This is a genomic window from Mesorhizobium sp. P160927 (assembly GCF_057766385.1).
This window is the reverse complement of the sequence record NZ_JBYMDW010000001.1, coordinates 1,796,146-1,813,745: the sequence shown is the minus strand read 5'-3', so window position 1 is coordinate 1,813,745 and position 17,600 is coordinate 1,796,146. Positions and strand designations below refer to the sequence as shown.

Below are 17,600 nucleotides of genomic sequence, written 5' to 3'. Positions count from 1 at the left end.
TTCGAGCGGGAAACAACGCTGGGCCACGCAAAGTGAGGGGGGCAAGTGCCAAACGTGGCAATATCGGGTCTGGTGCTGGGACTAGTTACGGGTCTGCTTGTTGGATTGTCGACGAGTCCGGTTGCAGGGGTTGCGGTTACCGGATTGGTGACGGTTGCGGCATCGGTTCTGACGGTGGGAGCCGACGACAACAGCATCCTCACCGCGCGGTGGAAGCATTTTCAACGCTACGCCATAGCTTTCGCGGCAGCCCTCATGGTCGGGGCATTTGCCGGCTACGGAATTCGGCAACTGCTTCCTAGCCCGGCAGATGTCTTGGCGGCTAGGCTCAAGGAGCTAGGCATGACTTCGACCGAGGTGGCCAAAGCCGTTGCAGCGGCTGCGGGCGCCTCGGATTCGCCCAGTGTCTTTCTGGGGACGGGCATCTTTTACGGCCAAGGGGCTATGGAACCTGGAACCCCTGAGGCTCCGCTTGCGCCCGAGGTCAAGGATCTCTGCCCGAGCCTCGGGCTCTTGCCATGGTCGAGTGATGTTCGGGCCAAGATAAAGGGTTTGTCGGCGCGAGTTGGCGCTGTGGAGCAAATCGTCACTGACGCGGAAGCATCGCATTACACCGGCCAGCAACTCACCTCTCTGGAATCGCTTCTGGCCCGCGTGCTTTGCGGAGATAGGTAATGCTGCAACCCGCAATACGCGCTGCGCTTGTTGCAGCCGCTCTGCAGGTCGGGGCAGGCGGGGCGAAGGCGCAAGTCGTGCCGTCTTGGCAAGACGAAACGCTTAAGTCGATCGCCCGGATAGAAACACAGCGCTGCGTCGGAGAGTGCCAAGATCCGGAGAAGGATCGTTGGGTCAGACACGGTACAGGCTTTGCGGTTCAACTCCAGGGGTTCGACCAGCCGGTTCTACTTACCGCCCTGCATCTGGTCGCAGGGGCAAATTCGATAAGCTACCAGTTCACGGAAGGCGGTGAGAACCGCACAACAGCTCTCGTGCTTGCAATCGACAAGGGCAATGACCTCGCGGTCTTGCAGCTCACAGGTGCGCATCGTCCATTGACGATTCAAGGACAACTCCCATCAGACAATCAGGTCATTGTCTACGGCTACAAACTGGGCGATCACCATCCGGAGTCTGACCAGGGGCTGGTCAAGCTGAAGGCACCGCAAACCCTCGGAAACGCTCCCCTTGGCCAGGATGCAAAAGAAGAGATCAACCGGCTGGGTTACCCCAGCCTTGGTATGTCGATTGTTGGATTAGAGCAGGTGCTAGATCCAGGCGACTCGGGTGCGCCGGTGTTCAACTCGGCTGGACAGGTGGTGGGAATGGCGCAAGGCGGCATCCCAGGCTCGCAGTTATCCTGGATGGTTCCAAGCGCTACTTTGAACTCCCCACATTTTGGGAAGGATGTTGCGGCGGAACTCGGAATCTACGGGTTTCACCAATTTTTTGCGGCCTTTAATACTTTCTTCGAAGAGAGAACTCGGACCAAGTTTGGCGCTCAACCGAAGGCACTGTTCAATCTCGAGTGGCGGACCAGCCTGCCGCTGCTCAAGCCTTGGGGTCGGCTAATGGATGAGGCGTATGACAACAACACGGCGCTGCCGGGCACCATCTACAACGCGCCACACCAGACGGTACGAATCGAGCCAAGCAATTCGCTGTTTCCGGGTGCGAACGATCCATTCCGCGCCGCTATTGCCAACGCGGCTCTTTCCGTCGTTTGCTACAGGGCGGAAGTATTCGAACAGCTCCTTCAGACTCCGACTGAGGAACTGCCTCAGGCTGATCTCGACTTGCGCCTTCCGCTCGGCACGTTTGCCAACACTGCCAACGATGACGGACTCTCGCTCAGCTACCGCTGGCAGGGTCCGGCCAGTGACGCCGTAGTGCTCTTTTCAAACACGCCGCTTATCTACCGCCCCGGTATCGGACGATACCACCGGCACCCTGCAATTGAATTCATCGAAGACCTCTACGGCGGAGCTTGCCGTGTCAAACTGGAGGCAACCGATCCGGCTCAAGAAAGCGGAGTAGCACAACTAGATCGTGCGCTGCGTTTCAACGGCGCGTGCCTGCATCTATTCCTGACCGCAGACACTCATACCCCTGTATCGTTTACTGCCTACCTGCCGCTCGGCAGAGATCTGTCTGCCGGCGAACTCTGGGGCATCTTGCCTGATCTCGAACCGGGAGGAACCGTTGATGATCTGGCGTGTCAGTAGCCTGTTGTTGGGCGGCGCGGCAATCTCGGCGGTGGCAACGACGGCGTCCGACTCTGCTCAATTGTCAGCTGCCGATTGCAGAGTGGGCGCGTACATCGACTACAAGAGCCTGGGTTATGAGAACGAAACCGAGCTCTACTCGGACTGTGTTCGCCAAGGATTGCCGCTGACGGGACGCACCGACTCGGACGGCGTCGTGAAACTCGAACTGGAAGGGAGCCAGACACTCCGCCTCGAGCCAGACATGCCCGACGGCTGGCTGATGCCCTACAGGATCGGCACGCAATGTGTCAGCCGCATGATCTACGACGAGCTCTGCAGTCGCAACACGAAGCTGTTCCAATCGGTCTATGGCGAACTCAATCGATGCCCGTTGCCTTCGTTCTATAGCGCCTCGGAGGCTGACGAGATCAGCATCTGGCTTCACCAGATGGGAGTTGGCGAGGTGTGCTCCAGCTACGCGACATCCGCATTGCTGGGGCCGCTACAGATCGGGCCCGGAAACTTGGGCCGCCTCGATCTCATGGATTCGACCTCTCGGCAGACCCCCCAACAAATTGTTGGTGATTTTGATATCACGGGTATCAACGGCGATCTCTATGACATTTCGGATTTGGTAGTGGATGGCTACCTGACCGTAAACAATTCGACCATTAAGTCGCTTTCGCTTTCCAACGTTGTCATTCTTGGACCCCTCACAATCTCATCGGTAACTGTGAACGAGCTGAGCTTGGAAGATGTCTACGTTATGGGTGATATTATTGTGGACGGTATTAGTCTCTCGGATGCGAATCTTCAGAAGGTTCGCGCTGCTGGCAAGTTGCAGTGGACAAACAACAGCTACCGGCCGAGCGCAGAGAAAAGTTTCTTCATTGTCGACGATCTCGACATCGAGAAGCTGCCGGTATTCGACGGAAACAGGACCGTCAGTGGCTCGAACCCAGCAGACAGTGGTCGCTACACGGACTTCATGAGCGCCTTAAAGAACGAGGTTCTGCGCGCCGAGAAGTACAGAGCTGAGGGGCAACCATAAGGTCCCATGCAGTTCTGGGACGTAAGCCCAGGAATAGGAGTCTAGTCGACAGTTAAACGCGCGCAGGATTCTCGTTCAGAGATTCAAAGCAGACTATCCAGTACAATCCACTCTTCCTGCCGTTATGAGGCGAGCAGCCCATCCACTTCCTCGCGGACGACCGCGGACGAGACGGGCTCCAGCTGGTCGTCGAGCGGTGTGCACGCCCAGTCGAAGATAGTGTGAAGACGGTCCTTGCCCTTCGACAGACCCGACACGCACGCAAGATAGGAACGCGTCATCTGCATCTGTGTACGGTAGCCGAGCAGCACCGTATCGCCGGGCCTGCAATTGGATCCAGGCTCGAGCACAGCATGATAGTCGATCACCTGCTCTATTTCGTGGAGATATTCGACGCCATTGCCTCTCGCCTCTTCCCATGTCGAACCCATAAGGGCGCCCGGGGATCCGGCCATATGCATATCGTGATAGATGCCACCCCCATAAGCGTAAGCCCGATTGCCGACGTGATGCGAGACCTCACTCACGTAGACATAGGCTGGCCGTTCAGGGAGATCATCACGCCAGGCGTGATTTGGAGTGGTGCCGGAGACGCCATTGCCTGGCTCGACGTGGGTCGCGCCATGACCGGCAAGGACGGGCATTGTGTCGGAAGCTGTATTCCCTGGTGTGTTGATCTGCCGGACCTCGATGCCCATGCCGCGGAGCGTCTCGGCGGCGCGCAGAATTGTGTAAAGGTTTGGCGTGGGCTCGGCTTTCTCCCGCGGTTGGGATTGTACCGGATGCAGGGGAAGGCAGTGACGCCGGCCAGCCGAACGTTTCTGAGCTTGCCGATCGCACCGGCGACCTGCGCCACTTCATGCTCCTGGAACCCACCTTCCTGCCCGTCGAAGAAAATGTCGCCGGGCGCGCTGACGCGGATCAGCAGATCCTGGACTACGCCCTGGTCGGCCGCTGCCTCGTCGATCCACCTGGCATGCTCGATAGTGCCGTTGCCATCGCGCGACCGATCTCGTACGGTCGCCGCTTCCTTTCGCTCGTCGGCATCCGGCGAAAGGAAGGAGGCGACCGCAGCCTCGGCGATCAGCGACAGTGAAACGTCGCGGCGCGCAGCATAGTCGGCCAGCGCGTGCATCACGTCCGGATCGAGATAGGCTGACAGCCGTTTTTTCTTTGCGTTCTTCACGGCTCAAAGCTCAATGCCGTCATTAGGGTCGAGCGCGGCCAGTCGCGACACCTGCCGCATTGTGCGGTCGAGAGAACGCCTACGGACAGCTTCATCGTCGGGCTCGTCAAGATCGAGTTCGAACTCGTCGTCTCGCTGTGCTGATCGCTCAGACGCGATGTCCTCGTGTTCAGGAAGCTCCGGCTGGCGGCGGATGCCACTATTGGCCGGATCCACAGCCTCATTCGGATCCGCAGATGGCTTCGATTGCTGGGCGTAACCTTCCAATGCATCGAGGAGCGTTGTGCCGGTCCAGTCGTCGGGCCGCGACGTTGCTTCGATCACTTCACGCTTCGGTGGCGGCAAGACACGCTCGGAAAGCCTAGGATCAGCAAAATAGCGCGCCTTCTTGGCTCGGATCGGAAACAGCCCCGAGACCATGACGATGGCATCGGTCGGTGGAAGCTGCATGATCTCGCCGGGCGTCATCAGTGCACGTGCCGTTTCCTGCCGCGATACCATCAGGTGTCCAAGCCAGGGCGAAAGTCTGTGTCCGGCATAGTTCTTCATCGCGCGCATCTCGGTTCCTGTTCCCAGCGAGTCGGAGACACGCTTCGCTGTGCGCTCGTCGTTGGTGGCAAAGCTGACACGCACATGGCAGTTGTCGAGAATGGAATTGTTCGGCCCGTAGGCCTTTTCGATCTGGTTGAGCGACTGAGCGATCAGGAACGACTTGATGCCGTAGCCCGCCATGAAGGCCAGTGCGCTTTCGAAGAAATCGAGACGGCCGAGAGCCGGGAACTCGTCGAGCATCATCAAGAGACGCTGCCGTCGATCCTTCGCATGGAGATCCTCAGTCAATCTGCGACCGATCTGGTTGAGCACGAGGCGGATGAGCGGCTTGGTGCGGCTGATGTCCGATGGTGGGACAACGAAGTAGAGTGTCGTCGGTCGCTCGCCCTCGACAAGGTCAGCGATGCGCCAATCGCAGCGAGACGTCACTTTGGCCACGACCGGATCGCGGTACAGCCCTAGAAAACTCATGGCGGTCGAGAGCACCCCGGAGCGTTCGTTCTCCGACTTGTTGAGCAGTTCGCGTGCGGCCGATGCTACGACCGGATGCGGACCGCCCACTCCCAGATGCCGCGTCAGCATCATGGTGCGCAGTGTCGTCTCGATCGGTCGTTGCGGATCAGAGAGGAAGTTGGCAACGCCGGCGAGCGTTTTTTCCCGTTCGGCATATAGGACATGCAGGATCGCGCCGACCAGCAGCGCATGGCTGGTCTTCTCCCAATGGTTCCTGCGTTCCAATGAGCCCTCTGGATCGACCAGCACGTCGGCCACGTTCTGCACGTCACGGACTTCCCACTCGCCGCGTCGCACTTCCAGCAGAGGATTGTAGGCGGCCGACGCTGCATTGGTCGGATCGAACAGCAGCACACAACCAAAACGCGACCGCCACCCGGCCGTCAGTTCCCAGTTCTCACCCTTGATGTCGTGGACGATCGCCGAGCCCGGCCAGGTGAGCAGTGACGGGACAACCAACCCGACACCCTTGCCACTCCGTGTCGGCGCGAAACACAGAACATGTTCCGGACCGTCGTGGCGCAGATAGTCGCGGTCGAGCTTACCGAGCACGACGCCATCAGGGCCGGTCATACCTTCGGCCGCAACTTCATCGCGCGTCGCCCAGCGTGCTGAGCCGTAGGTGGCCGCATTCTTCGCCTCCCGCGCCCGCCATACCGACATCGTGATCGCCACTGCCATCGCGATGAAACTGCCGCTTGCCGCGATCAGTGCGCCCTCGAGAAAGACCACGGGCGCATAAGCATCGTAGAAAAACCACCACCAGTAAAACGCAGGAGGCGGATAGATGGGTTGGCCCACAAACTCGAACCAGGGCGAACCGAGTTGCGGTTGAAAGCCGAGCCGCCATGCCGTCCACTGCGTCGCGCACCAGGTGGTGACGAGCACGATCAGAAGGACGGTTAGGACCTGGCCCCACAATATCCTGGTTGCCGGCACTTCTTGTCTCCTTTGGCTTCACGATCGGGAGCGAACAGAAAGTGTCGAGGTTCCAGATGTGCAAGGACAAAGGACCGGTCAAATCAGTACAGCGTAGCCGGACGTGGAGAGACTTGCTGGATGCGATTCAGGGTTTCCGCCGCCGCTAAAAAGAGCGTGGCCACAGACAATAGAGCAAAGCTGAAATCTGGGAGTAGAATGCGGTCCTCCGGGGGAATCGCTTATGCCACTTGTTCGTGACGCAAAAACGCTAAGCCTCAAGGCGATCAGTTCGCTGCGGATCGGGATGACTTCCTTCAACTCTTATGACGATGACGGGCGCGTGACATCCGTCCTCCTTCACCTCCAGCATGCCGGTGAGATGCTCATGAAGGGGATCCTTTGCCAGATGAAGGCCAAGGTGTTCGACAAGGACACCGGGAAATCGATCGGCTTCGAGAAGTGCCTCAGGCTATGCCAGTCGAACCACGGCATGAGCGATTCGGAGGCCGGCGTCTTTCGAGCTATCGACAAGCTACGGGATGCAGCACAGCATTGGTTCGTCTACGTCTCCGAGGACCTCCTTTACATGCACACCAGGGCGATGGTGACGGCATTCGATGCATACATGAAACGAACGCTGAACATGGATCTCCATTCTCACGTCCCGCCCCGGGTGCTGCCCGTGTCAACCAAACCGCCGGGGGATTTCGATTTCCTGGTCGATCGGGAATACAAGCTGATTGCCGAGCTTCTTCAGCCGGGCAAGCGTCGCCGCGACGAGGCTCGCGCCAGGATACGTTCTCTGCTCGCCATGGAGGCCATCGTTCATGACGGGGTAGAGATCTCGGAGAAAGACATCAATCGCATAGAGAAGGCCGTAAGAGACGGGAAGGCGTTCGAGGATGTTTTTCCACGACTCAAAACCATCAGTACCGCGACGGCGGGCGAAGGCCCTACCTTTACCGTGCATTTCTCAAAGAAGCAGGGGGCTCCAGTTAAGTTTGTAGGTGGCGACGATCCTGAGGGCGCGGCGGCGGTGCGCGAGGTTGACCTCAGTAAGAAGTTTCATATGCGGCCGAGCGACTTGGCCAAAGCTCTAAAACTCAAGGAACCCCGATCGCTTGCTCTGCGCAGACATCTGGAGATCGACGACAAAACATGCTGTCACGTGTTCGAATTTGGGAAAACGAAAATCCCCTGCTTCTCTGATAACGCCAAGAACAAAATGAAGGGTGCGATAGACGGCGGCATCGACATGGATGACGTCTGGAAAAAGCACCGTCCCGCGAACAAGAAGAAGGCTGCATCAGGATAGGAAGGCAGGTAGGCTTGTGTAGCGATCGGCCCGGTAGGTGTGAAATGACGCGGTGGTTGTGGACATTTCACAACCCGATTCCTCGCCTCCTTCCGAAACTCCAGTCCACTCTGTTATCGATGCGGGCAACTCCAGAAATGTGACTACCGAGTTGCTTGTCAATCGATGGCGACCAGGGAACGAGCTTGAAGCCGAGCCCGTCATCAATCATCGCGAAGCGGCCGGAGGCGAGCGAAAACCTCTGTCGATAGATGCCAGCTACTTGGTCGCCTTCAGAAGCTTTCGCGAACGGCAGTCCGGTCTCGGCAGCGAGCCGAGCGCCAAGCGCGTTCACCTCGCGATCGCGTAGCGTGTCGATCAGGTTGCGAGCGAAGATGACGCGTTGACCGCCGAGCCGTGCCAGACCCTGCTCGACAAGATGATCGGTGCGATCCTGTAACGCCTGCTTCACTTCCCTGCCGAAGCCGCTCTCCCCAACTTCGACGGGTACACGCGCAACAAGCTGGCGGTCGAACCAGGTCGCGCCATGAGCATGGATTTGTTCTTCGATCGAGGGGTCGGAGCGGAGGGCGAGTGCAACGCGGCTGTGGCCCTTCGCATCCTCGTAGCGACGGAGCTCGACGATCGAGCCCGGGGCGGAACCGCCGGTGGCGTCGATATCTTGAAACCGAATGTGATGGGCACGACCGTCGATGCCGTCGACGATGGCATAGGCCGAGCCGCGCAGTTCGTCATCGAGCCCACGCTCCAACAGCCGTCCAATAATAGGCTTGTCGATCTGCTCAGCCGCAAGGACATATTCGGCTGCGCCTTTGTCGATGCCATGGCCGGCGAGACTGCGGTGCATACGCTTGATGATGTCGCCGCGCTCGCCGAGCGCGCGCAAGGTCGTCTCAGCGCTCCGTGATGGTCCACTGGCCGGGACGGATTTCGTTGGCAAGGCCTAGGCTTTCAAGCCTGCGGAGCCGCCCGACCTTGAGCGTGAGAAACTCGTCCGGCTGGCTACCAGGATGCGGCGCGAGATCGATGATGCCATGGCGATCTGCTTCGCGAACAAGCTGGCGGTCGAGTTGCGTCCAACGCTCGGTGTCGATCTGCTGCTCGATGGTCCGACGGATGTCGTGGTCGGTGCGTAGCCCAAGTGTCTGGGTGAGGATGTCACTTGCGCGGTCGCGCATCCCTTGGCGGATGTAGTCGCGTGAGATGACGAGGTTCTCGCCATCGTTGGCGACACCGCGAACGAGGATATGGACATGCGGATGTTCGGTGTTCCAATGGTCGACGCCCACCCAATCGAGTTTTGTACCGAGATCGCGCTGCATGTCGACCATCAGGTCGCGGGCGAACCCTTTGAGGTCGCCCAACTCGTGAGCATCGTCCGGTGAGACGATGAAACGGAAATGATGCCGGTCGTCCTTGCATCGTTCGGCAAAGGCGTCGTGGTCGGCCTCGTCCGTGTCCGGACCAAACATCTTCGCCTGCTCGCCGTCACGCGTCACGCCCTCACGACGGAGGTATTTGAGATGAGCGGCGAGTTGCTTCGTTCCCGTGAACTGGCGCACCACGCGCGCCTTGACGACAGCGCTGCGAGAGCGGCCTGTGATGAGGCGGTTGGCCTGGATGCTGGCCGCCCGGCCGCGGCCAAAGGTCGAACTGCGTGCAGAGATGATCCGGCCTGTTCGCGAGATGTGGCCGCCAGAGCGCTGTGCGGCCGCGAGCGCCTGGAAGATGAAGGGTCGTGCGCGCTGGCCGGCGCGAGAGCGGATACGACCAGGCTGGACACGAAAGTCATCGTCACGGTTCATGGCTGCCGATCCTGCGATGTGCGTCTTCCTTTGAATGAATTGAGAAATTTGCGATGGCGCACATCGTGGATTTGCGGCCCACATCGCGAAAACGTTGTGCAAACCCTTGAAATCCAGCACCCCGACCGAGCTGCACATCGCCGCCCTTTATCCTGCCATCCCTTCTCGCACTCCCTGAAAACCAACGTTCTGGCCGCAATTCCCGCGACGCAACAGGCCAAAATGCGATTGACTAGGAATGGGCCGATCATTGTGATGTCTTGGACGAACCCTGCCCAAACGGGCTCTGGACAGCAGAGGGCGGAGACAAGCCACCTTCACTGCGCGACCCATCCGGTGGCGGTACCAGCGCGGTAAGATCGGTAACAGCTTTAACCACTGGCGATCGCAGGCTGGGTGAGCGGATCGCTGTGAACACAGTCTGGACGGGAACATTGGTCCCGCGATCGACCTGCGAAGCCGAGCTATTCCGTATGTTCGCGACGTGCGTGAAGATCGCCGCTTCGAGTGCGCTCGCCCTGCCCGCTCCTTGACGTGCGCGCAACGGAATGGGAACCGAACCATTGATCAGCGGGGCGAGTTTCCTGACATAGTCGACGGTCTCTCGCGGCAGCGGCCGGCCCGTCGCAAGATGATCTTGGTAGCGCCCGGGACCGGCATTGTAGGCAGCGAGAAAGCCGCTCCGACCGAAGCGGTCGAGCATCTCGCGGAGGTAAGCAGCACCGGCAAGAATGTTGTCGTGCGGTTGATAAGGATCGTCGCCAAGATGATGCTTGATCCGCAATTCTTCCCATGTCGCCGGCATGATCTGCATCAGGCCCATCGCGCCCTTGCTCGACAACGCATGAACATCGCCAACGCTCTCGACATGCATGACGGCGCGCAGCAGCCGCTCAGGAATAGCAAAGCGTTTCGCGGCTTCCCGGATATGAGCTGACCAGGGATCGGCGGACGAAGTCTTGGCGTTGGAGAGAGCCGGCCCCTCGCCATGAGAAAGAGGTTGTGCGTAAACCGCCGATGCAGAAGGAAGGAGCATGACGCATGCACACAGCATCGTCACGCCTCGCCGGATGACAGCGCATGCACCGCCGTCCAGACGCGCGAAAACCCTGCCACCGTGCTCGCTCCCGTCAAGGGCAAGGCTTCGCCGGCCGGACTTGCCTGCCGCAAATTGCTGGGCGATGAGCGTCCGCAGCGATTGGCGAGCGTCCGGCCGCCCTTGACCTTCGCTGCGCGCGGCAGCCGCCTGACAGGCGATCGGGTCGAAGGGTTTGAGCAGCGCCCGATCGATCAAGGGGTTTGACGCTTTAGGTTCGCTGAGGCGCGATCGGAGCATCCGATCAGCCTCGCTCGTCGCGCTTCGATGGGCGGCTCCAGTGCAGGCTCCAGACACTTCTCTCAGCATCAGACTGGAACAGATTGGCGCGGATCGGCTGCGTGAAGGATGGGTCGTCGATGGCGACGGAGAGATAGTTGCCAGCCTTCTCGCCGGTACGTTCCCACGCCGCGCCGATCTCCATGCCTTCGCAGAAGATGCGATGGTCCGGCGCATTCTCGGCATCCGATTTCTCTGCAGGCAGGATGGCGAGCTTCGCGTCGAGTGTCAGCGTTGAGACGTTGCCGAAGAAGCCGTCATCGTTGCGGGTGAAGGTGCCGATTTGGGCCATAGCGGTGCTCCTTTCATGAGCGTTTGGGGATGATTGGCGCGAGCCTCACGGCGCGCCGAGAACGGAATCTTTGGGAACATTCGGGGTTGGCGCGGTGCGGCCCGTCACCCAGACGGGAACCGCGCGACCGATGATCGAAGTGAGCGGCAGTGGCCCGAAATAGCGGCCATCAAAACTGTCGGCCGCATCCCGATTCATGAGAAAGACTTCACCGTCGGCGATCACGCGGCAGCCCTGCCATGCGGGCAACGGTCGGCCGCGACTATCGCGCTCGCGCGCAAGCCCTACGGTCACGCCATGGATGATGATAGCGGTGCCCTGGCGGCAGACTATGGTGCCTTTGAGTGCCCACACGCGCTTCAGAAGCGGCACGCCGTTCGGCAGATATTGGCGCTTAGCCTCGACGCGGATCGACACCTCGCCCATACGAAAATCGATCGGTGTCAGGCGGCGGGATTTGGCGAGCGAGAAGAACGGCCACGACATGAGATCCTGTGCGTCGCGTGGCGTGATGACACTGGCGCGAGCGTGAAACAGATCAAGCTGGCCTTCGGAGCGGTACCGCACTGACGCCACGAGCGCTACGAGGCGCTACGGCGTCTGCCGGCATAGGCAGGTGCACGGGCGGCATGTGGCTTGGCCGGCGGAACAAAGGTCGCGTCCGCATCACTGGTGGACGTGCGCGCGCCGAGTTCGATCCAGGCGTGCAGGTCATCGATATCGTAGAGCACGCGCCCACCAACTTTCCGGTACTTTGGACCGGTGCCGTAGGTTCGGTGTTTTTCCAAGGTACGAGCACAGAGGCCAACGATCGGTGCTGCCTCCTTGGTTCGCAGGTATTTTTGCGGCGCGTCCGCGGGACCCTTCGACATCGCTCGATCTCCATTCGGTTTTGCTGTCATCCTGGCCTGCCGGGACGCGCGAAACGGACGATGGCCGAAATGAGAAGATGTGAGGGAGGGCAAAGATCGGGGAATGCGTTTTCCGCACCCTGATAGAAGGTCTGCGCGGCAAGCGTATGGGTCACCGCGACAAGGGCGATGTCCGGCTGTTCGCCAAGCGCAAGGCGAAGCCCAAGCGTCCGATAAGCGGTCAAGTCGCGAATGAGAAGGTCCGACAACGGCTTGCCGTCGTCCTCCGCTTCTTCGTCGCTGCCCCCATCGGAATCCGAACCGCTGCCGTCTTCGATGATCTCGCCATCATCGTTGACGGCGTAGTCCTCGCCGTCTGACCGCGTTTCCGCTTCCGGTCCCGCCTGCTCATCCTCGGCGCGGATGAAGCCACGTTCGATGCGGGCCGTTCCGTCATGGGCAAGGACAACGAACACGCCACCACGCGCAACAACATCGGGATCGAAGGCGTGACGCAGGGCGTCGATGCGCTCGATCTCCGCTTCAAGCCTGCCAAAACGCTGATGGACATCGTCCGGCAGTTCCTCAGCGCTATCCCATTCTTCCGTGAGTCGGTTGAACTCGTCGGATGCCATTGCGAAGGCAGCTTTGTCTTCCTCTGACAAATCCACCGGTTGCGGGTAGGTGCGTCGCAAGCCGTTTGCGTGCGGGAAGTCGATATGGACATCTGCCCATTTCCAGCCTTCGGCCTGCCTGGCGGTTTCCGAGATGCCCTGCAGCTTCTCGATCACCAGGCGGTCGAGCAGTGCGGCATCCTCGTAGAACCCACCACGATCCTCGCTGAACAGATCGCGCAGGATGGCACCGCCCGCCTCCATGTAGGCTTCCGCGCCTATGAAGAGGGCGCGGCGATCGTTCGCCGCGACATGCGCCCGCGTCAGTTCGCGGCGAATGATGTAGGGCTCGCGATTGTAGGAGAGGTTTTCGAAAACCTGTTCCTGCCGGGCGTGATCGTCAGTGATGGCAAACGCCATCAACTGGTCGAGGCTCAGGTCGCCATCGCGGTAGACCTGTATCAGCCTGGGGCTGACCGCGCCGAGCCGCAGGCGCTGCCGCACGACATGCGCGGTAATGCCGAAGCGGGCGGCGATTTCCTCCGCACCCCATCCGCGTTCCTCGTGAAGCTCACGGAACGCCTCGAACTGATCTGCGGGGTGCATATCCTCGCGGGTGATGTTCTCGTCAAGGCTGATCTCGTGCGCATCGTTTACGGTGTCGATGACGCAGCGGATCGGTTCGGTCTTCTTGATCTGCTTGCGCTTCACGCGCAAAAGCTGCGCCAGCCTGCGGCCTTCCCCGATGCTGACGAGATAGAAGCCGGTTTCCGTCCCCTCTCCGTCAAGCTCCGGTTCCACCACAAGGTTTTGAAAGATGCCCTTGGCCGCGATGCTGGCCGCGTAGGCTTCGATGATCGCCTCGCTGTGCGGGGTTTTGCGCGCATTGCGGGGCGACTTCTTCAACTTGTTCAGTGGAATGAAAACCTCTGTGCCGCTTTCGCTGGCAGTTGCGGTCTTCGCACTCGTTTCAATGGTCGTCATGGTTCTGGTCCTTTCCAGTTACATGCCGAAGGCATGCCCCTCGGCATGCCTTCCGGGGGCGCGTGAGCGCGCGGCAGAGAGGGGGGCGAATGCCGGCGAGCGGAGCTGGGCTGCGCGTCGAGCGGGGCGGATCGGATCAGTTCAGTTCAGAAGGCGATATTTATATACCGCCTTGCGAGCGGGCGGCCTCGCTCTGCGCAGGCGGCACTCGCGGGCGAGAGATGGCCAAGACCATCTCTTCCCTCTTCAGGCTCACTGAATCTGGGGCCAGTCAATGCGACAGGATCGGTATCGTTCTCGATGGTCTGAGCACGGGGTCACCCCTTCAGGTTCATCTCAAGCAGCCGTTCCAGAATGTCCAGATCAGACGCGTCACCTGAGAGGCCGACTGTCGACAGGAGAGCCGCATCCAGTTCGGCAATCAGTGGGTGTCCGACCCAGGACCCATCGTATTCCTGGTTTCGCAGTGACCGCACGCGATCGCCGAGGATCCGCGGGTCTCGGTCAAGCATTTCAACCATATCGTCGATCGGTCCGGCATTGGGCGCCAGCCGGAGCTGTGACGGGCTGTCGGCCTCCTGATGCAGTATCATGAACACTGGCGGCACTGGGACAGTCTCGAATGTCCTGGTGATCGAGAAGCGGGACGACCAGCTTGTCGACCTTGAGAGCGTCGCCCGCGCCCAGACGCTGAAAAGTCGGGACGTGAAAAATGCAGGTACCGACCCGTCACCGTCGATTATGAACAGACGTTGGGCGGGTACTTCGTCGACCGCAAGTTCAGCCAAAGATACTGGCAGCAGGCCGTCCTCCATCACGAAGCGTCTGGCTCCGTCCCGCGGTGTTGACCAGGCTGTGCGAAGGTCACTGATCCGTTTTGCCGCCTGATGTGCTGATGAGCGACGTTGGGTAACAAGGCCAGCAAGAGCCATGGCCGCCCTGTCGCCCTTGCGCGTTGCAGCGCTCAACGCCGCAGCTGGAACAACCATTTCGGCGACCAGACCGTTTTCCACGATGGAGGCACGATATCGGCGTGCCTCGGCAAGGAGCGGCGAATCGCCGGCAGAGGACCTCCAGGTCGCGAATCGATCCAGCGGAATCCGGACGACGTCCCGTGGGTCGATACCACGCGTAGCCAGGCCACGATTGCGTGCTCGACGCTGCAGGGTTGGAAGCCCGATTTCCTGGGGCAGAAAAGGCCACAGCACCCAGTCCTGCATGCCAAACAGGCCACGCAGCGACTCTCGTTCGGTATAACGCACGGCGGCCCAGCCAGATTGTGCGGCCGCCCGCAGCAACCGGACCGTTGGAGCCTCGGCGGTAACCACGACGCCAAACGGAGCCGACGATTTCCCAAATTGGAAGGCTGCAGCCAGGTCGGGGTGCCGAAGAGTCTGCGCCATCGAGGCAGGCACGACAGAGTGCCGGAGTCGGTCGTCAAGTTCGGGTATTGGCGCGTTCTCGATGTCCGCGACAACCGCACCTGCGAATCGGTCAAAGTTAAGCCTGTGGCGGCGGATCTCCCCGACGCCTTCTCCCAGCTGCAGACTTGGTCTGGCTTCTGAACGAACTCCGAAGTGGAACCTGAAGAGCGTCTCATCATCGTCATCCAGGCCACCCAGGCCTGCTGCTGTGACTTCGGAGGCCATTCCCAGCGGCAACTGCCGTCCTTCATGCGTTTTCAACGTGAAGGACAGGACAACTGGCTCGTAGCGAGGGGTTTCGCTGTTCAGATAGGGTAGAAGCAGATCGTTTCCTGCACAGAGCACTGCTGCGCCCGTAACAATGTCGGCGATCCGCCGGTCAATCGACCGTCGCGGATTGCCGGACCAGAACGGCGAGCGTGCGGCGGCGGTATCAATCAGACATCGGAAAGGTATGTCAGACAGCGGTTCGCGGCCGCCGCCAACAAGTGTGCGAGACGGTTCCAGGGAAGGCAGCGCTGGAGCGATCAGAAAGATGCCAGCCCAGTTCTGGCTGAACTGCGCCAAAATCACGTCTTGCGGTTTTGAGAAACGGCCCTTCGAAAGAGCTTTGTCGTCCACAAGCCAGATCACCACCCCATAGTGTCGAAAATCAGGGATTGAAGATTGTTCTTCAATGACGTCGATCACCGGCTGCTCGCTGGAGACGGACTGTGGACCACCACGGGATTCGCTCAGCCGACGTACAAGGTAGTATGGAAACTCGACATCGTCGAGCTTCCATACCGGCGCCCAGTCTGGTGATGAAAGGTGTCTGGCAATGCTCCGGGCTCGTGGTCCAGAAACGATGATCAGGATGTTCACCGAGCCGGCGAAATGCTGTTCGGGCTTGCGGCCATCGCCGGCTGTCTGTGGTTGCACGGCTGCCGGTTCAACGTCGGCTTCCTCAAAACTAAAGTCATCGAGGCTTACGCCTATTTGGTCAGCCAACTGCCTGTAGTTCTCAGCCAGCGCATGGAGGCGCCCCGCTCGCGCCAGAGCCGTCGAGATCGCCTCAGGCAGCACGATGCGAAAATTGCCGTCGTGCGACTCTTCGACATCGATTTCGCGCACGCTCGTCGGAGGCTCCTTCGACAGATTGGCTGCAAGGATCTGGCGACGTGTCTCCAGCACTATCTGCTGTCGTATGAGGGTGTCTCGAAGCCAGGTTGAGGCTTTGTCTCGCCCATACCGCTCATCAACGTATGAGAAGGCCGAGCGGACAATCGCGCGCGTATCGAAGCCTTCTGCCGACAGAGCAAGGTCGAGCAGGGATATGGGCGCCTGATCAACAAGATCCGGGATGTCCGGTTTGAGTGCGACGAGGATTTCACCTGGTGTTCCAGCATGCGCGCCGCCTGACCAGAGAAAGACGTCTTTCCAGGAATCTCCCCGCCGCACCGTTCGCTGCAGCCCTGCCGGTAACAACTCGACGACATCCGTTTCGAAGATCTCGAAGCCGGTGATCTTTCCAGCATGATCACCGTTGACAGAGCAGACGGCAGTATACCACGCGTTCGGCAGCGGCCCGGTCGCGTAACAGGGAAGCGCGAAACCGTGCTCGGTGAGCGGCACATAGCCCGCGAGCAGAAGCTCCTCCGGGCCCTGATCCTCTTCGGTCATAGATAACCCATGTCCTTCAGCCACGATCGCGTGATTGCCGCGATCTCGTCCTGAAACTCGTCCGGCATTGTGTTGGGCTGCCAGTCATAGACACGCGTATCGATACCATGGTCCTCCAGGAGCTTGATGAAGCCCGCATTCGGACCCGAAGGTGTTTCAAGGTACTGCTTGGGGAGAATGGCAAGCAGCACATTGCCTTTCACGTCGACGTCATGGTTCGCAGCGATCTCGATCGCCGACGCACGCTTGTCATGCTGATTGCTGCCTGCCCGGCCCATCCGTGCAATGTCATTGTAGCCCCGAGTGATCGTTTCAAACTCGGGTACACCGTCGAGCAGATCGGCGCGGAGCTGGCCGTCGAAGTAGGCCTGTGCCGTCCCGAACGCCCATCCGACATGTCCTGCGCCAGCGGCATGGGTTGGTTCCAGCTCGTAGTCTTCGAGGGGAATGAAGGGATCCGCCTGTCGAGCAAAAGCGCCATTGACGGCGCCACCTGTGTCAAACGGATAGACATGATGGGGATTGGGGACGGCTTCCGGCGAAACGACGAAGACCACGGGAAAGCGATTGATCTGGTGTGATTTCGTACCGCCGTCCTTTGCCCGATATGCCGGCCTGAGAACGAAGAAATACAAAAGGTCACGTTTGAAGACACCGCAGGCACTTGTCTGAAACTTGCCGCTCTTGACGATCTCATTTGCCGTCCAGACAGCCGTTACATGGACAAGTGGAAGCTTCTCAGGAAGCGTCCCCCGGCTCGCACGCTTCCGCAGCGAACGATCCGACGGCACCCCTCTTCGCCGGTTCATGCCTTTGCCACGCATCCCTGTCATCGGCGTTTGCCGTTCTGC

At 60.0% G+C, this 17,600-nt stretch carries 12 protein-coding genes and 3 pseudogenes; 4 read left to right on the top strand and 11 right to left on the bottom strand.

What is annotated here, in order from left to right; translation table 11 throughout:
* Positions 1-144 precede the first annotated feature (144 nt).
* Genes AC3CB8_RS08840 through AC3CB8_RS08830 form a run of 3 tightly spaced genes read left to right on the top strand, consistent with a single transcriptional unit; the run spans position 145 to position 3,255 of the window.
* On the top strand, positions 145-675 hold the full coding sequence (locus tag AC3CB8_RS08840; RefSeq protein ID WP_352726651.1) for a hypothetical protein: 531 nt from the start codon (positions 145-147) through the stop codon (positions 673-675).
* Complete coding sequence (locus tag AC3CB8_RS08835; protein ID WP_352726652.1) at positions 675-2,222, top strand: S1 family peptidase; 1,548 nt, start codon at positions 675-677, stop codon at positions 2,220-2,222. The genes AC3CB8_RS08840 and AC3CB8_RS08835 overlap by 1 nt, the downstream gene beginning before the upstream one ends.
* Positions 2,203-3,255: a hypothetical protein gene (locus AC3CB8_RS08830; RefSeq protein ID WP_352726654.1), complete on the top strand. Its 1,053-nt coding sequence runs from the start codon at positions 2,203-2,205 to the stop codon at positions 3,253-3,255. The genes AC3CB8_RS08835 and AC3CB8_RS08830 overlap by 20 nt, the downstream gene beginning before the upstream one ends.
* 122 nt (positions 3,256-3,377) lie before the next feature.
* Here the strand turns inward: AC3CB8_RS08830 and AC3CB8_RS08825 are convergent, their stop codons facing one another.
* The 3 genes and pseudogenes from AC3CB8_RS08825 to AC3CB8_RS08815 form a co-directional block, all read right to left on the bottom strand.
* Positions 3,378-3,899 carry a type III PLP-dependent enzyme domain-containing protein gene (locus tag AC3CB8_RS08825; protein WP_488377279.1) on the bottom strand — a complete coding sequence of 174 codons (522 nt, stop codon included), beginning with the start codon at positions 3,897-3,899 and terminating at the stop codon, positions 3,378-3,380.
* Positions 3,900-4,267: 368 nt separating this feature from the next.
* Positions 4,268-4,390: pseudogene (locus tag AC3CB8_RS08820) on the bottom strand (CopG family transcriptional regulator); the annotation flags it as partial.
* A gap of 54 nt (positions 4,391-4,444) precedes the next feature.
* A complete protein-coding gene (locus tag AC3CB8_RS08815) occupies positions 4,445-6,445 on the bottom strand; it encodes a conjugal transfer protein TraG (protein ID WP_352485873.1) in 2,001 nt (666 codons plus the stop codon).
* Positions 6,446-6,668: 223 nt separating this feature from the next.
* On the opposite strand from AC3CB8_RS08815, the gene AC3CB8_RS08810 reads away from it, so the two are divergent.
* Positions 6,669-7,742, top strand: a complete 1,074-nt coding sequence (locus AC3CB8_RS08810) for a hypothetical protein (protein WP_352726658.1) — start codon at positions 6,669-6,671, stop codon at positions 7,740-7,742.
* A gap of 67 nt (positions 7,743-7,809) precedes the next feature.
* Here the strand turns inward: AC3CB8_RS08810 and AC3CB8_RS08805 are convergent.
* The 8 genes and pseudogenes from AC3CB8_RS08805 to AC3CB8_RS08770 all read right to left on the bottom strand — a co-directional run bounded on the left by AC3CB8_RS08805 (position 7,810) and on the right by AC3CB8_RS08770 (position 17,582).
* A pseudogene (locus AC3CB8_RS08805) lies at positions 7,810-9,547 on the bottom strand (relaxase/mobilization nuclease domain-containing protein).
* A 247-nt stretch (positions 9,548-9,794) separates the two neighbouring features.
* Positions 9,795-10,841, bottom strand: coding sequence for a lytic transglycosylase domain-containing protein (locus AC3CB8_RS08800; protein ID WP_352726660.1), 1,047 nt, complete (start codon positions 10,839-10,841; stop codon positions 9,795-9,797).
* A 46-nt stretch (positions 10,842-10,887) separates the two neighbouring features.
* The gene (locus tag AC3CB8_RS08795; protein ID WP_352485876.1) at positions 10,888-11,214 is read right to left on the bottom strand and encodes a DUF736 domain-containing protein; all 327 of its coding nucleotides are present in this window, start codon (positions 11,212-11,214) and stop codon (positions 10,888-10,890) included.
* 45 nt (positions 11,215-11,259) lie between these two features.
* The gene (locus AC3CB8_RS08790; RefSeq protein WP_352726661.1) at positions 11,260-11,781 is read right to left on the bottom strand and encodes a S26 family signal peptidase; all 522 of its coding nucleotides are present in this window, start codon (positions 11,779-11,781) and stop codon (positions 11,260-11,262) included.
* A 14-nt stretch (positions 11,782-11,795) separates the two neighbouring features.
* Entirely contained in the window at positions 11,796-12,086 is a 291-nt protein-coding gene (locus AC3CB8_RS08785; RefSeq protein WP_352485879.1) for a helix-turn-helix transcriptional regulator, read from the bottom strand.
* Between the two features lie 71 nt (positions 12,087-12,157).
* Positions 12,158-13,663 (bottom strand): annotated as a pseudogene (locus tag AC3CB8_RS08780) (ParB/RepB/Spo0J family partition protein); the annotation flags it as partial.
* 317 nt (positions 13,664-13,980) lie between these two features.
* Positions 13,981-16,749, bottom strand: coding sequence for a hypothetical protein (locus AC3CB8_RS08775; protein ID WP_352726663.1), 2,769 nt, complete (start codon positions 16,747-16,749; stop codon positions 13,981-13,983).
* Positions 16,746-17,582: a hypothetical protein gene (locus AC3CB8_RS08770; RefSeq protein ID WP_352726665.1), complete on the bottom strand. Its 837-nt coding sequence runs from the start codon at positions 17,580-17,582 to the stop codon at positions 16,746-16,748. The genes AC3CB8_RS08775 and AC3CB8_RS08770 overlap by 4 nt, the downstream gene beginning before the upstream one ends.
* Positions 17,583-17,600: the final 18 nt, after the last annotated feature.

What these genes read in the sequence shown, in the direction of transcription:
- AC3CB8_RS08770 (WP_352726665.1), bottom strand. Translation starts at nt 17,582, where the DNA reads ATGACAGGGATGCGTGGCAAAGGCATGAACCGGCGAAGAGGGGTGCCG.
- AC3CB8_RS08810 (WP_352726658.1), top strand. Translation starts at nt 6,669, where the DNA reads ATGCCACTTGTTCGTGACGCAAAAACGCTAAGCCTCAAGGCGATCAGT.
- AC3CB8_RS08830 (WP_352726654.1), top strand. Translation starts at nt 2,203, where the DNA reads ATGATCTGGCGTGTCAGTAGCCTGTTGTTGGGCGGCGCGGCAATCTCG.
- AC3CB8_RS08785 (WP_352485879.1), bottom strand. Translation starts at nt 12,086, where the DNA reads ATGTCGAAGGGTCCCGCGGACGCGCCGCAAAAATACCTGCGAACCAAG.
- AC3CB8_RS08825 (WP_488377279.1), bottom strand. Translation starts at nt 3,899, where the DNA reads ATGCCCGTCCTTGCCGGTCATGGCGCGACCCACGTCGAGCCAGGCAAT.
- AC3CB8_RS08795 (WP_352485876.1), bottom strand. Translation starts at nt 11,214, where the DNA reads ATGGCCCAAATCGGCACCTTCACCCGCAACGATGACGGCTTCTTCGGC.
- AC3CB8_RS08775 (WP_352726663.1), bottom strand. Translation starts at nt 16,749, where the DNA reads ATGACCGAAGAGGATCAGGGCCCGGAGGAGCTTCTGCTCGCGGGCTAT.
- AC3CB8_RS08835 (WP_352726652.1), top strand. Translation starts at nt 675, where the DNA reads ATGCTGCAACCCGCAATACGCGCTGCGCTTGTTGCAGCCGCTCTGCAG.